The following is a 12833-nucleotide window of genomic DNA, read 5'->3' on the forward strand; positions in this document are numbered from 1 at the left end:
CCGGCGCGCCGGCAACGCCGGCAGGCACGGCGACCGCGCCTGCCCCCGCGCAGCGCGCGCCTGCAGCCGCACCTGCAGCCGCACCCGCCGCCAGGACGCCGGCCGCCGCAACGCCGGCCACGGCAGTCCCGGCCGCGCGCCAGCCGGCCAGCCAGCCAAAGGAGGGCGGCTGATGGCGACGACGAACCGTCCGCACTACATCCTGCTGCCCGCCAGTCCGCTGTTCATCGCCTTCAGCCTGGTGTGCGCCTTCATGCTCAACCTGCTGCCCTGGGGCCGCTGGATCGGCGCGCCCGACTTCGTCGCGCTGGTGCTGGTGTTCTGGGGCATCCACCAGCCGCGCAAGGTCGGCATCGGCATCGCCTTCTGCATGGGCCTCCTGATGGACGTGCACGACGCCACGCTGCTGGGCGAGAACGCGCTCGCCTATACGCTGCTGTCCTACCTGGCGATCATGATCCACCGCCGCGTGCTGTGGTTCCCCCTGATGACGCAGGCGATGCACGTGTTCCCGCTGCTGCTGCTGACCCAGGCGATCCAGGTGCTGGTACGCTTCTTCGTGACAGGGCGCTTCCCGGGCTGGCTGCACTTCATCGAGAGCCTGATCGCCGTGGCCCTGTGGCCCGTGATCACCTGGCTGCTGCTGGCGCCGCAGCGCCGCGCCGTGGACAAGGACCATACGCGTCCGATCTGAGCACCTACCGATGCCCGACTAAGCAATGACCGAAATAAAAGACAGCGATCGCGAGATCCACCTGTTCCGCATGCGCCTGACGGCGCTGGTCGTCTTCATCTTCATCTGCTTCGGCCTGCTCGTGACGCGCTGGGTGTGGCTGCAGGTGCTCAAGCACGACCAGTACATGGCCCAGGCCGAGGACAACCGCATCGCGCTGGTGCCGATCGTCCCCAACCGCGGCCTGATCCTGGACCGCAACGGCGTGGTCCTGGCCAGCAACTACTCCGCCTACACGCTGGAGATCACGCCCTCGAAGCTGGAGGCGAACCTCGATTCCGTCATCGACGAATTGTCCAAGCTGGTCGCCATCGAGCCGAAGGACAGGAAACGCTTCAAGCGATTGATGGAGGAGTCGAAGAACTTTTCCAGCGTCCCGATCCGCAACCGCCTGACCGACGACGAGGTCGCGCGCTTCACCGCCCAGCGCTTCCGCTTTCCCGGCGTGGAGGTGCAGGCGCGCCTGTTCCGCCAGTATCCGCTGGGCGAGATCGCCTCGCACGTGATCGGCTACATCGGCCGCATCAACCAGAAGGAAGCCAAGGCGATCGAGGAGGACGAGGACGCCGCCGTGGCCGCCAACTACAATGGCACCGACCATATCGGCAAGGAAGGCCTGGAAAAGAGCTACGAACGCCAGCTGCACGGCCAGACCGGCTACGAGGAAGTCGAGCGCTCGGCGGGCGGCCGCGCCATCCGCACGCTGTCGCGCCGCGCCCCGGTCCCGGGCAACAACCTGATCCTGTCGATCGACATCGAGCTGCAGAAGGTGGTCGAGGAAGCGTTCGGCGACTTCCGCGGCGCCCTCGTCGCCATCGAGCCGGAGACGGGCGACGTGCTGGCCTACGTGTCGCGCCCCGGCTTCGACCCCAACCTGTTCGTCGACGGCATCGACAGCCAGAGCTGGAACGAGCTGAATACCTCGCTCGACAAGCCGCTGATGAACCGCCCGCTGTCCGGCACCTATCCGCCCGGCTCGACCTTCAAGCCCTTCATGGCGCTGGCCGCGCTGGAACTCGGCAAGCGCCGGCCGGAGCAGGGCATCAGCGATGCCGGCTTCTTCATGCTGGGCGGGCACCGCTTCAACGACGACAAGCCGGGCGGCCACGGCTACGTGGACATGTACCGCTCGATCGTGATGTCCTGCGACACCTATTACTACCAACTCGGCAACGAGATGGGCATCGACGCGATCAGCGGCTTCATGAAGCAGTTCGGCTTCGGCCAAGCGACCGGCATCGACCTCGAGCACGAGAAGGCGGGCGTGCTGCCGTCGCAGGAATGGAAGCGCGAGCGCTTCAAGCGCAACCGCGCGGCGCAGAAGTGGGTCGGCGGCGACACGATCTCGGTGTCGATCGGCCAGGGCTTCAACAACTACACGATGCTGCAGCTGTCGCACGCAGTGGCGACTCTCGCCAACAACGGCGTGGTGATGAAGCCCCACCTGGTCAAGATGCTCGAGGACCCGACCACGCGCCAGCGCACGCTGACGGTGCCCAAGGAATCGGGACGCATCCCGCTCAAGCAGGAAAACATCGACGTCATCAAGCGCGCCATGGTGGGCGTGATCAACGACCAGAGCGGCACCGGTTTCATCCCGTTCCGCAACGCCGGCTACGTCGCCGGCGGCAAGACCGGCACGGCCCAGGTGGTGGGCTTGAAGGGCGCCAAGTACAACCACAACATGACGCCCGAGCGCCTGCGCGACAACGCGCTGTTCACCGCGTTCGCGCCGGCCGACAAGCCGCGCATCGCGATCGCGATGGTCGTCGAGAACGCCGGCTTCGGCTCGACCTACGCCGCGCCGATCGCGCGCAAGGCGCTCGATTATTACCTGCTCGGCAAACGCCCGGGCGACAAGGACAAGCCGGCGGCGCCGAAGGACGCGGCGGCTGCGCCGGCCGCGCCTGCCGACGCCGCCGGCAACGTGGAGTAAGCGATGGCACACATTCCCGAACGGCGCTCGCTGTGGCGCCGCATGAAGCCGTATTTCACGGTCTTCGACGGCCCCCTGGCGATGATCCTGTTCCTGCTGTTCTCGGCCGGCACGCTGACCCTGAGCTCCGCGGGCCACGACTTCCCGGGCCGCATGGAAGGGCAGATGCGCAACATCCTGCTGTCCTTCATCGTCATGTGGGTGGCGGCGAACATCCCGCCCCAGACGCTGCTGCGCCTGGCGGTGCCGATCTACAGCTTCGGCGTGTCGCTGCTGATCGCGGTGGCGCTGTTCGGCATCATCAAGAAGGGCGCGCGGCGCTGGCTGCACGTGGGCGTGGACATCCAGCCGTCCGAGATCATGAAGATCGCCACGCCCCTGATGCTGGCCTGGTACTTCCAGACCCGCGCGGGCCTCTTGAAATGGCAGTCGTTCGTGGTGGCGGCGCTGCTCCTGCTGATCCCGTTCGCCCTGATCGCCAAGCAGCCCGACCTGGGCACGGCCCTGCTGGTCGGCGGCTCCGGCTTCTGGGTGATCTTCCTGGCGGGCCTGTCGTGGAAGGCGCTGGTCGCGCTGGGCACGCTGGGCGCGGCCGGCCTGCCGGTGGCCTGGTCGATGCTGCACGACTACCAGCGCGAACGCGTGATGACGCTGATCGACCCGACGTCCGACCCGCTGGGCAAGGGCTTCCACATCATCCAGTCGGTGATCGCGATCGGCTCCGGCGGCGTCTCCGGCAAGGGCTATATGAAGGGCACGCAGGCCTACCTGGAGTTCATTCCCGAACGCACGACGGACTTCATCTTCTCCGTGTATTCGGAGGAATTCGGCCTGGTCGGCAACCTGGTGCTGCTGTTCCTGTACCTGCTGCTGATCGGCCGCGGCCTGATGATCGCGGCGAATGCGCCGAACCTGTTCACGCGCCTGCTCGCCGGCGCGATCTCGATGATGTTCTTCATGTATGCCTTCGTCAATATGGGCATGGTCAGCGGCATCCTGCCGGTCGTCGGCGTTCCCTTGCCTTTCATGAGCTACGGAGGAACCGCGCTGATTACTTTGGGCCTCGGCAGTGGTATATTGATGAGCATTCAACGGCACCGCAAGCTGGTGCAGACCTGATGCAGACCTGATATGAAAAAGAACGCAATGGTCGTTCCCAGGTATCTGCCCGCGGTCATTGCGTCATTGGCAATGATCACCGGTTGCAGTACCACGGAAACCGGCGAACACAAAAGCCTGATCCCGCTGCCCTGGAAACACAAGGTCACGGCCAACCATCCTCCCGTCGGCAACGACCTGCCCAAGCTGCCCGCGGCCGGCTCCGGGCGCGGCGGCTACTACCAGGACGACGGCCCCGGCGCGAACCCGCCGGATGGCCTGCGCGACGTGCCCGACGCCGTCGTCAAGTACGAGCCCTATGCGAAATTCGCGAACCGTCCGTACACGGTATTCGGCACCACCTACACGCCCCTGCTGAACGAGGAACCGTACAAGCAGCGCGGCATCGCCAGCTGGTACGGCGTCAAGTTCCACGGCCAGCGCACGTCCTCGGGCGAGCCCTACGACATGTACAAGATGACGGCCGCCCACCCCACGCTGCCGATCCCCTCGTATGCCCGCATCACCAGCATCGACAGCGGCCAGTCCGTCATCGTGCGCATCAACGACCGCGGCCCCTTCCACTCCGACCGCCTGATCGACGTGTCGTACACGGCCGCGCTCAAGCTCGGCCTGCTGGGCAAGGGCAGCCACGAAGTCCAGGTCGAGCGCCTGTTCCCCGAGGACGGTGCGCGCATCGCCACGGCACGGCGCGCCGCCGCGTCCGAGGCGCAGGCGCTGCCGCCGCCGGGCATCGCCGCCCTCATGCTGGAAGACCGTATCGAGATGGACAACGCCGCCGTGGCGCGGCCGCAACCTGCGCAAGCGGCCGCGCAGCCCGCATCGTCTTCCTCGCCCAACTCGTCCGCCCCGGGCTACTACCTGCAGCTGGGCGCCTTCGGCCGCGCCGGCAAGGCCGAGGAAATGGGCGAGTTGATCAAGAAGTCGGGCGTGTCGCAGGCGCTCGAAGTGGTCGCCTCGGGCAGCATCAACCGCCTGTATTGCGGTCCCTACGAGACGCGGGCGATGGCGCAGGAAGCGGCGCGGGCCTTGCCGGCGTCGCTGGGCTTGAAGCCGATCGTCGTGCGGCGCTAGACCAAGCGCAGCATCAAACACGTCGCCCCTGCCTTCGCACGGGCGACGGGGTGGTGGGGTGGTTACGCGCAGCTCTTCACTGGCACGTCGTAGCGCTGCGCATACCCTTCGATGCGCTTGCGGGTCGCCGCATCCAGCGCCCGCACGCGGTACACGTAGTGCGTGGTCTGCGGACCGCGCGGCGTGATCCGGGCGCTGTGCACGCCCTGCTTGTTCAGCTGCGCCAGCAGCGCCTGGGCGCCCTTTTCGGTCTTGAACACGCCCAGCGAGATCGCGTACTTCATCGGCGAGTCGCCCTGCAAGACGTAGAAATTGGTCACGCCCAGTTCGCGCAGCTCGGCCGACTTGCGCTCGGCGCCTTCCTTGCCGCCCTGGGGCGGGATGTTCACCAGCCAGCTGTTCACGTCCTGCGCCTGCACGCCCTGGCGCGACTGGCGCTCGCCCAGGTCGAGCGCGGCCAGGCGCGTCTCGAAGCGGCGCGCGTCGGCCTCGTCGAAGGGGCCGATCTCGGTGCAGGCAAAGGCAGCCTGCGGCGCCTCGGCGGGTGTTGCCGCCGCGGCAGGGGAGGGCGCGGCAGGGGCGGGTGCGGGTGCATCCGCCGCATCGCCCGGCGCCGTCGGCGCCGGGGCCGCGCTGGCGGCCGCCTCGGCCTGCTCGCGCGTCAGCAGCGTCAGCTTGGCGGTATTGAACTGGCGCTTCAGGCGCGCCGGTTCGTGGTCGAGGGTCCTGGCCGTGCCGAGGACGCCCTGGGCATAGGCGAACAGGATCAGGTTCAAGGCCAGCAGGGACCAGAAGGCGAGTCGCAGCATCGGGATTCCTCGTCAGTCCAGGTGCGGGGCCGCCGCATGCAGGCCCACCAGCACGATATTGTCCAGCATCCAGTGCGGCACCGTCAGCAGCGGCGCGATGCCGGGCGCGGCGCCGCCGGAGACGATGCACAGCGCGGCCGGCAAGCGGGCGCAGGCGCGTTCGATCGCGCCGGCCTGCGCCGCCAGGCAGCCGGACAGGATGGCGTCGCTCGTATGGTCGGCAAAGGTCGGCGGGGCCGCGCCCGGGACCACCTGGGGCAGTTGCGCGGTGCCGCGCGCGAGCGCGCCGAGCATCAGGCCCAGGCCCGGCAAGATCATCCCGCCCAGGAATTCGCCGCCGGCGCTGACGGCATCGACCGTGGTCGCGGTGCCGCAGGTGGCGACGACGAGGGCCTTGCCGGGCGCCAGCGTGCGCGCGCCGAGGGCGGCGGCGAAACGGTCGCTGCCCAGCTGCGCGGGATCGCGGTAGCGGTTGACGAGGCCCGCCAGTTCGGCGCGCGCCGTGAACCAGGTCGGCGCCACCGGCAGCACGGCCTGCAGCTGCGCGGCCATGGCGGCGCCGGCCACGTTCGAGACGATCGCTCGCGTCACGCCATGTCCCGCCCAGGCGGGCACCAGGCGTTCCAGCTCCGCATGCGGCACGGCGCCGTGGGCGATCCAGTCGCCGGGCGCCGCGCCGACCGGCGCGAGCGCCCATTTGATGCGGGTATTGCCGGCGTCCACGAGCAGCAGCATGGCGGTCTCCTATGGCTTTGGCCGCAGCGAGACGTCGCCGGCGACGATGGCGACGCGTCCCACGGCCGTGTCCAGCAGCAGGCGGCCGGCATCGTCGACGCCGGCGGCCAGGCCCTCGTGCAGCACGTCGCCGCGGTCGAGAATGACGACCGGCTCGCCCTGGTAGGCATGCAGCAGGTTCCAGCGCGCGCTGAACGCGGCGAAGCCGTGCCGGGCGAATTCATCCAGCGCCCCCGCCAGGCCGTCCAGCAGGGCGGCCATCAGCGTGTCGCGGTCCATGCGCGCCAGCCAGGGCATCGAGGCGACGGCGCGCCCGATTTGTGCTTCGAGTTCGTCCGGCATCGCCAGGTTCAATCCGATGCCGATCACGGCCCAGGTCGCGCCGCCAGGCTCTCCCTGCGCTCCCTGCGTCTCGACCAGGATGCCGGCCAGCTTGTCGCCGTCCTTGAGGACGTCGTTCGGCCATTTCAGCTTCACTGGCTGGCCCAGGCGGCCCAGCGTCTCCGCCAGCGCCGTGCCGATCGCGAGCGGCAGGCCGGTCAGGCGCTGCAGCCCGCCCTCGAGGCGCCAGGCCAGCGAGAAGGTAAGGGAATGGCCCGGCGCCGACAGCCAGCTGCGGCCGGCCCGTCCGCGTCCGGCGGTCTGGTGTTCGGCGACCAGCAGCAGCGGCGCCTGCAGCGTGGGCGCGCGCGCCAGCAGGTCGGCGTTGGTCGAGCCGGTTTCCCGCACTACCTCGACGGCGACGCCGCTCGTCGAGCGCGCCATGATGCGCTCGGCGTTCACTGAGCGTTCTTCTCCGCCTTCGCCTTCGCCACCAGCGCATCCATCACCTGCAGCGACAGTTGCTGCTGCCGGGTCTCGGACAGGCCCGGACCCGCGCCCTTGCCGGCCTGCGACGGCGAGGTCACGTAGCGGCCGTCGATCACGATCATCGGCCAGTACTGGACGTCGTAGGATTCCATCATCGCCGACGCGCGGCGCAGGCGGGCCCCGATGCCGAAGGAGTTGTAGGTGGCGACGAACTTGGCGCGGTCGATGCCGTTCTTCGCCGCCCAGTCGAACACCTGCTCGTCATTGGCGAAGCGGATGCGCTGCACGTGGATCGCCTCGAAGGCCCTGGTGTGGTACTGCTCCGTCAGGCCCATGGCCTCGAGCGTGTAGAACAGGCGCTGCTGCGGCACCGCGGACGCGCCGGCCGACACGTGCACGCGCTTGAACACGATGTTGTCGCCCTGTTTCCTGACCCATTCCGTCAGCATCGGGTCGAAGGCGTAGCAGTGCGGGCAGTAGTACGCGAAGAACTCGATGACCTCGACCTTCTTGCCGGACTCGGTGGGCTGGGCATTGGCCAGGGTCACGTAATCCTTGCCGGCTTGCGGCTCGGACGCGCCGGCGGGGAGGACGGCGGCGGCGGCCAGGCCGGCGAGGGCGGTGCAGAACAGGCGGCGCAGTGCGCGCATGGCTTCTCCTTGGTTGATGACGCTGAGTTTGCGTGGATCGGGCGCGCAGATCGGGCGCAGATCAGCGCTGGTTGCGCACGATGGCGACGTCGACGCCGCTGTCGAGCAGCTTGGCGCGCGCCTTGTTCATCGTTTCGACCTGGTTGTAGGGGCCGAGGCGCACGCGGTGCAGCACGTTGTCGCCGCTGGTGCGGTCGCTGATCGAGGCCTCGAAGCCGAGCAGGGCCAGCTTGGCGCGGGTCGCCTCGGCGTCCGAGATGTCGCGGAACGCGCCGGCCTGCAGGTAATAGATGTAGTCGCCGGACGCCGGGGCGGGCGCCGGCGGGGCCGCCGTGGCGCTCGCCGGCGCGGGCGGTGCCGACGGTGCACGGGCGGCCTGGGATGGGGCATGGGCGACCGGCGCCGCGGGCTTCTCGGACGGATCCTTCAGGCCGGCGATCATCTGGCCCAGCGGATCGGCGTCCGCCGCCTTCGTCTCGCTCGGCGCGGCCGGTGCGGTCGGTGCAACCGGCGCGCGCGTGGCCTTGTCGGCCAGCGCGCGGTTCGCTTCGCGGGCGGCGTCGCGGTTGCCGTACAGCGGCTTGTTCGGATCGGCGGCCTGGCCCGGCGCCGGGTCGGCCGGACGGCCCGACTTGGCCGTCTTGTCGGTGAAGGGCGAGGCGCCCTTGGTGATCGTCAGGGCCACCGCGACCGCGATGCCCAGGCCGATGATCAGGCCGATGATGAGGCCAGTCAGCGTGCTGCCGCGTTGGCGCGAAAGAGAGCGAAGACTGAGAGCTGAGCGGAAGTCTGGGCGAAATGCGGCGGTCATTGGTGCGGTGTCGTAACGATCGAAAAAGTAAACGCTTACATCTTGTCGGGGGCGGACACGCCGATCAGCGCGAGGCCGTTGCGCAGCACCTGGCGCGTCGCCGTGGCCAGGGCCAGGCGCGCCAGCTTCAGCGCCTCGTCGTCGTCCAGCAGCCACTTGTGCGCGAAGTAGTAGCTGTGCAGCTCGCCGGCCAGCTCGCGCAGGTAGAACGCCACCTGGTGCGGGCCGAGTTCGGCCTGGGCGCGCTGCAGCATCTCCGGATACGACGCCAGCTTCGCGAGCAGCGCCTGCTCGTGCGGCTCCGTCAGCGGCGACAGGTCGACGCCGGCCAGGGTCGCCGGATCGCCGCCCCAGTTGGCCAGGGCCGAGCAGATGCGCGCGTGGGCGTACTGCACGTAGTAGACGGGGTTCTCGTCGTTGGTCGCCAGGGCCACGTCGACGTCGAACACGAACTCGGTGTCGGCCTTGCGCGAGATGAGGAAGAAACGCACGGCGTCGCGGCCGCGGGTGACGTCGCCGTTGCCGGACCATTCGATCAGGTCGCGCACGGTGACGTAGGAACCGGCGCGCTTGGAGATCTTGACCTCCTCGCCGTTCTTCATGACGGTGACCATCTTGTGCAGCACGTAGTCGGGATAGCCCTGGGGGATGCCGATGTTCACCGCCTGCAGGCCGGCGCGCACGCGCGCGATGGTGCCGTGGTGGTCGCTGCCCTGGATGTTGATGGCCTGGTCGAAGCCGCGCTTGAACTTCTGGATGTGGTACGCCACGTCCGGCACGAAATAGGTATAGGTGCCGTCGGACTTGCGCATCACGCGGTCCTTGTCGTCGCCGTAGTCGGTGGTCCTGAGCCACAGCGCGCCGTCCTGTTCGTAGGTGACGCCGGCATCGACCAGCGCCTGCACGGCCGCCTCGACCTTGCCGTCGGCGTACAGCGACGATTCGAGGTAGTAGTTGTCGAACTTGACGCCGAAGGCCTGCAGGTCCTGGTCCTGCTCGTTGCGCAGGTAGGTCACGGCGAAGCGGCGGATCGACTCGATGTCGTCGACGTCGCCGCTGGCCGTGGCGGGCGCGCCGTCGCTGGCCGACACGGTCTTCTTCGCCAGGAAGTCGGCGGCGATGTCGGCGATGTAGTCGCCGTTGTAGGCCGACTCGGGCCACTCGGCGTCGCCCGGCTTGAAGCCGCGCGCGCGCGCCTGGACCGAGGTGGCGAGCGTGGCGATCTGCACGCCGGCGTCGTTGTAGTAGAACTCGCGGGTCACCTGGTGGCCCTGCGCTTCGAACAGCGAGGACAGGGCGTCGCCCAGCGCCGCCTGGCGGCCGTGGCCCACGTGCAGCGGGCCGGTCGGGTTGGCCGAGACGAATTCGATGATCGCGTGGTGGCCGTTGCCGCCCGTGCCGCGGCCGAACTGCTCGCCCTGCTGCAGGATGGTGCGCACGACCGACTGCTTGGCGGCGGCCGACACGCGCAGGTTGATGAAGCCGGGGCCGGCCACGTCGGCCGACTCCACCAGGCCCTGGGCCTTCGGGTCGGCCAGCAGCGCGGCGACCAGGCGGGTGGCCAGTTCGCGCGGATTGGTCTTGAGCGGCTTGGCCAGCTGCATGGCGATGTTGCAGGCGATGTCGCCGTGGCTGGGGTCGCGCGGACGCTCCAATACGACGTTCGGCGTCAGGTCGCTGCCGGCGACGATGGGAGCCAGGGCGGCCTGGAACAGGGCGACGATCTCTTGTTTTTGTTGGGCGAGCATGGGAATGGTCGAAAATATAATGGACAGCGGTGCCGGGCGATGGTCGTGCCGCGGGCAAACAGCGGTCATTATACTGGTTTGCCGCGCCCGGCCAACCGCCGCGTCGCCCATCGCGGGCACATCTCCAAAGCCTCGCTTAAGCCTGCGCAACGCTTACCCGTTACAATGTGCGTCTTTATGCATTGACTGATTGCCATGACCGAAAAGCGCCCGACGCTCACCCTCAAACCCAAGGCCAAGGCGGCCGGCGCGGCCAAGCGCCCGGGGCAGCCCGGCGCGCGCCCGGGTGGGCCGGCACGTGCCGGCGGCGCGAAGCCGGCAGGTCCGCGTCCCGCGCCGAAGCAGGCCCAGGCGCGCGCGCAGGCGCCGGCGCCGGCCGAGAAGCGACCCGTCGTCGAGCAGGCAGGGACGGCGAGCGGTGCGGCGGGCGGAGCCGGGCACCAGTCCGAGGCGCGCCTGCGCCACAGCCATGAAGTCAAGAACCCGGTCCAGCTCGACTACCGTCCCGAACTGAAGCCGGATGCGCTCGCCTTTGCGCTGCTGGGCGCCGCGCGCAGCCTGGCGCGCGTGCGCGCCGGCACCGCGCTGCCGCAGGCGCTGGCCGAGACCTTCGATGCCTACGACGCCACCCCGCAGGCGCGCGGCGCGATCCAGGACATCGCCTACCGCGCCATGCGCCAGCTGGGACGCAGCGAAGTCCTGCTTGGCCTGATGACGAGCAAGGCGCCGGAGCCGCCGATGCTGGCCGGCCTGCTGCATGCCGCGCTCGCGCTGCTCGACCAGCCGGAGGGCACGGCGGCGCCGTACGAAGCCTTCACGGTGGTCGACCAGGCCGTCGGCGCGGCCGCCGCCCACCCCGACTTCGCCCACGCGAAGGCGATGGTGAACGCGGTGCTGCGCCGTTTCCTGCGCGAGCGCGACGCGCTGGTCGCCGAGGCGCTGCGCGAGTCGCTGGCCCAGTGGAACTACCCGCAGTGGTGGATCGATGCCGTGCGCACCGCCTATCCGCGCCAGTGGCAGGCGATCCTGAAGGAAGGCAACCGCCAGCCACCGCTGACGCTGCGCGTGAACCGCCGCAAGACGGACGTCGACGCCTACCTGCAGATGCTGGCCGCGGCCGGCATGCAGGCACAGCGAATCGGGCCGAGCGCGCTGCGCCTGGCGCACGCCGTCAATGTCGGCCAGATTCCCGGCTTTGCGGAAGGCCTGGTGTCGGTGCAGGACGCGGGCGCCCAGCTCGCCGCGCCGCTGCTGGACCTGCGGGACGGCATGCGCGTGCTGGACGCCTGCGCCGCCCCGGGCGGCAAGAGCGGCCACATCCTCGAATGCGCGGACGTGGAGCTGACGTCGCTGGACGTCGACGCGCGCCGCCTGCTGCGCGTGGAGCAGAACCTGCAGCGCCTGGGCTTGTCCGCCAGCGTCAAGGCGGGGGCCGCGGAAGACGCCGATTGGTGGGATGGTCGTCAATACGATCGTATCCTGGCGGACGTGCCGTGCACGGCCTCCGGTATCGTCCGCCGCCACCCGGATATCCGCTGGCTGCGCCGTAAAAGCGATACCCACCAACTTGCAACACTTTCCGGGAAAATACTCGACAATCTTTGGCGAATGCTCCGCCCCGATGGTAAATTGCTGTTCGTGACATGTTCGCTCTGGCCGCAGGAATCGGAAGCGCAGGCCGCCGCCTTCGCGGCGCGCAATAACGCGGTCCGACTCGATGCACCGGGCCAACTGCTTCCCGAAAGCGGCGCCGGGCAGGATCATGACGGTCTGTTCTACGCCCTGTTCCACAAGGCTGGGGCGTGAGACTTCCCGACAACGCTTTTTAAGGCTCTGGCCCTAGTGACTTTACGATTTTTCCGCCTCCTCGCCTGCCAGCTCATGCTGGCTTTCGCATGCGCGGGCGCGCAGGCGGCCGATGGGATCGAGATCACCCGCGCCAGCATCGAGGCTTCCGACGACGGCTACCGCCTGTCGGTGAACTATGCGTTCGAACTGCCCTACGGCCTGCAGCAGGCCGTCCAGCACGGCACCCCGCTGTACTTCACCACCGAGATCGAACTGACGCGCCCGCGCTGGTACTGGACCGACGACCGCGCCATCTCGTCCAAGCGCACGGTGCGCTTGTACTACGACGTATTGACCCGGGTCTACCACGTGTCCGCGCCGGGCAGCGTGCAGCAGACCTTCGATACCCTCGACGAAGCGTTGTTCCTGATCCGCCGTCCGGGCCGCTGGCTGATCGGCGCCAAGGGCACGCTCAAGCCCGGCGAGACCTACAACGTCTCCCTGCGCATGTTCATGGACCGCGAGTACCTGCAGAAGCCGCTCCAGGTGGATGCCTTCAACAACTCCGACTGGCGCCTGACGTCGCACAAGAAGACCTTCACCTACCGTGCGGAGTAAGC

Annotated in this window: 12 protein-coding genes; 6 read left to right on the forward strand and 6 right to left on the reverse strand. The window is 68.8% G+C overall.

Annotated features, from left to right (window positions below):
- Window positions 1-172 precede the first annotated feature (172 nt).
- The 4 genes from mreD (at window position 173) to QPK32_RS22405 (ending at window position 4862) form a co-directional block, all read left to right on the forward strand.
- Window positions 173-694 (forward strand): rod shape-determining protein MreD, encoded by a 522-nt coding sequence (gene mreD / locus QPK32_RS22390; protein WP_290415052.1) that lies wholly within the window; start codon window positions 173-175, stop codon window positions 692-694.
- A 25-nt stretch (window positions 695-719) separates the two neighbouring features.
- Window positions 720-2669, forward strand: a complete 1950-nt coding sequence (mrdA, locus tag QPK32_RS22395; RefSeq protein WP_290414997.1) for a penicillin-binding protein 2 — start codon at window positions 720-722, stop codon at window positions 2667-2669.
- A gap of 3 nt (window positions 2670-2672) precedes the next feature.
- Window positions 2673-3788, forward strand: coding sequence for a rod shape-determining protein RodA (gene rodA / locus QPK32_RS22400; protein WP_290414998.1), 1116 nt, complete (start codon window positions 2673-2675; stop codon window positions 3786-3788).
- A gap of 72 nt (window positions 3789-3860) precedes the next feature.
- On the forward strand, window positions 3861-4862 hold the full coding sequence (locus QPK32_RS22405) for a septal ring lytic transglycosylase RlpA family protein (protein WP_290414999.1): 1002 nt from the start codon (window positions 3861-3863) through the stop codon (window positions 4860-4862).
- Between the two features lie 62 nt (window positions 4863-4924).
- Here QPK32_RS22405 and QPK32_RS22410 read toward each other — a convergent pair whose 3' ends face one another.
- The 6 genes from QPK32_RS22410 to argS form a co-directional block, all read right to left on the reverse strand.
- A complete protein-coding gene (locus QPK32_RS22410) occupies window positions 4925-5671 on the reverse strand; it encodes an SPOR domain-containing protein (RefSeq protein ID WP_290415000.1) in 747 nt (248 codons plus the stop codon).
- 12 nt (window positions 5672-5683) lie between these two features.
- On the reverse strand, window positions 5684-6406 hold the full coding sequence (locus tag QPK32_RS22415; RefSeq protein ID WP_290415001.1) for a type III pantothenate kinase: 723 nt from the start codon (window positions 6404-6406) through the stop codon (window positions 5684-5686).
- A gap of 9 nt (window positions 6407-6415) precedes the next feature.
- Window positions 6416-7189, reverse strand: coding sequence for a biotin--[acetyl-CoA-carboxylase] ligase (locus tag QPK32_RS22420; protein WP_290415002.1), 774 nt, complete (start codon window positions 7187-7189; stop codon window positions 6416-6418).
- Window positions 7186-7866 (reverse strand): thiol:disulfide interchange protein DsbA/DsbL, encoded by a 681-nt coding sequence (locus QPK32_RS22425; RefSeq protein ID WP_290415003.1) that lies wholly within the window; start codon window positions 7864-7866, stop codon window positions 7186-7188. Before QPK32_RS22425 ends, QPK32_RS22420 begins: the two co-directional genes overlap by 4 nt.
- Before the next feature lie 61 nt (window positions 7867-7927).
- On the reverse strand, window positions 7928-8677 hold the full coding sequence (locus tag QPK32_RS22430) for an SPOR domain-containing protein (protein ID WP_290415004.1): 750 nt from the start codon (window positions 8675-8677) through the stop codon (window positions 7928-7930).
- A gap of 35 nt (window positions 8678-8712) precedes the next feature.
- Window positions 8713-10425, reverse strand: coding sequence for an arginine--tRNA ligase (gene argS, locus QPK32_RS22435; RefSeq protein ID WP_290415005.1), 1713 nt, complete (start codon window positions 10423-10425; stop codon window positions 8713-8715).
- A gap of 195 nt (window positions 10426-10620) precedes the next feature.
- Between argS and rsmB the strand changes: the two genes are divergently transcribed.
- Window positions 10621-12231: a 16S rRNA (cytosine(967)-C(5))-methyltransferase RsmB gene (gene rsmB / locus QPK32_RS22440; RefSeq protein ID WP_290415006.1), complete on the forward strand. Its 1611-nt coding sequence runs from the start codon at window positions 10621-10623 to the stop codon at window positions 12229-12231.
- A gap of 75 nt (window positions 12232-12306) precedes the next feature.
- The gene (locus QPK32_RS22445; RefSeq protein ID WP_290415007.1) at window positions 12307-12831 is read left to right on the forward strand and encodes a DUF4390 domain-containing protein; all 525 of its coding nucleotides are present in this window, start codon (window positions 12307-12309) and stop codon (window positions 12829-12831) included.
- Window positions 12832-12833 lie beyond the last annotated feature (2 nt).

It is taken from the genome of Massilia sp. YIM B02763 (genome assembly GCF_030412015.1).
GTDB lineage: Bacteria > Pseudomonadota > Gammaproteobacteria > Burkholderiales > Burkholderiaceae_D > Telluria.

Coding starts and splice junctions, on each gene's coding strand:
- QPK32_RS22425 (WP_290415003.1), bottom strand. CDS start 7,866: ATGCGCGCACTGCGCCGCCTGTTCTGCACCGCCCTCGCCGGCCTGGCC.
- QPK32_RS22405 (WP_290414999.1), top strand. CDS start 3,861: ATGATCACCGGTTGCAGTACCACGGAAACCGGCGAACACAAAAGCCTG.
- mrdA (WP_290414997.1), top strand. CDS start 720: ATGACCGAAATAAAAGACAGCGATCGCGAGATCCACCTGTTCCGCATG.
- QPK32_RS22410 (WP_290415000.1), bottom strand. CDS start 5,671: ATGCTGCGACTCGCCTTCTGGTCCCTGCTGGCCTTGAACCTGATCCTG.
- mreD (WP_290415052.1), top strand. CDS start 173: ATGGCGACGACGAACCGTCCGCACTACATCCTGCTGCCCGCCAGTCCG.
- rsmB (WP_290415006.1), top strand. CDS start 10,621: ATGACCGAAAAGCGCCCGACGCTCACCCTCAAACCCAAGGCCAAGGCG.
- rodA (WP_290414998.1), top strand. CDS start 2,673: ATGGCACACATTCCCGAACGGCGCTCGCTGTGGCGCCGCATGAAGCCG.
- argS (WP_290415005.1), bottom strand. CDS start 10,425: ATGCTCGCCCAACAAAAACAAGAGATCGTCGCCCTGTTCCAGGCCGCC.
- QPK32_RS22415 (WP_290415001.1), bottom strand. CDS start 6,406: ATGCTGCTGCTCGTGGACGCCGGCAATACCCGCATCAAATGGGCGCTC.
- QPK32_RS22430 (WP_290415004.1), bottom strand. CDS start 8,677: ATGACCGCCGCATTTCGCCCAGACTTCCGCTCAGCTCTCAGTCTTCGC.
- QPK32_RS22445 (WP_290415007.1), top strand. CDS start 12,307: ATGCTGGCTTTCGCATGCGCGGGCGCGCAGGCGGCCGATGGGATCGAG.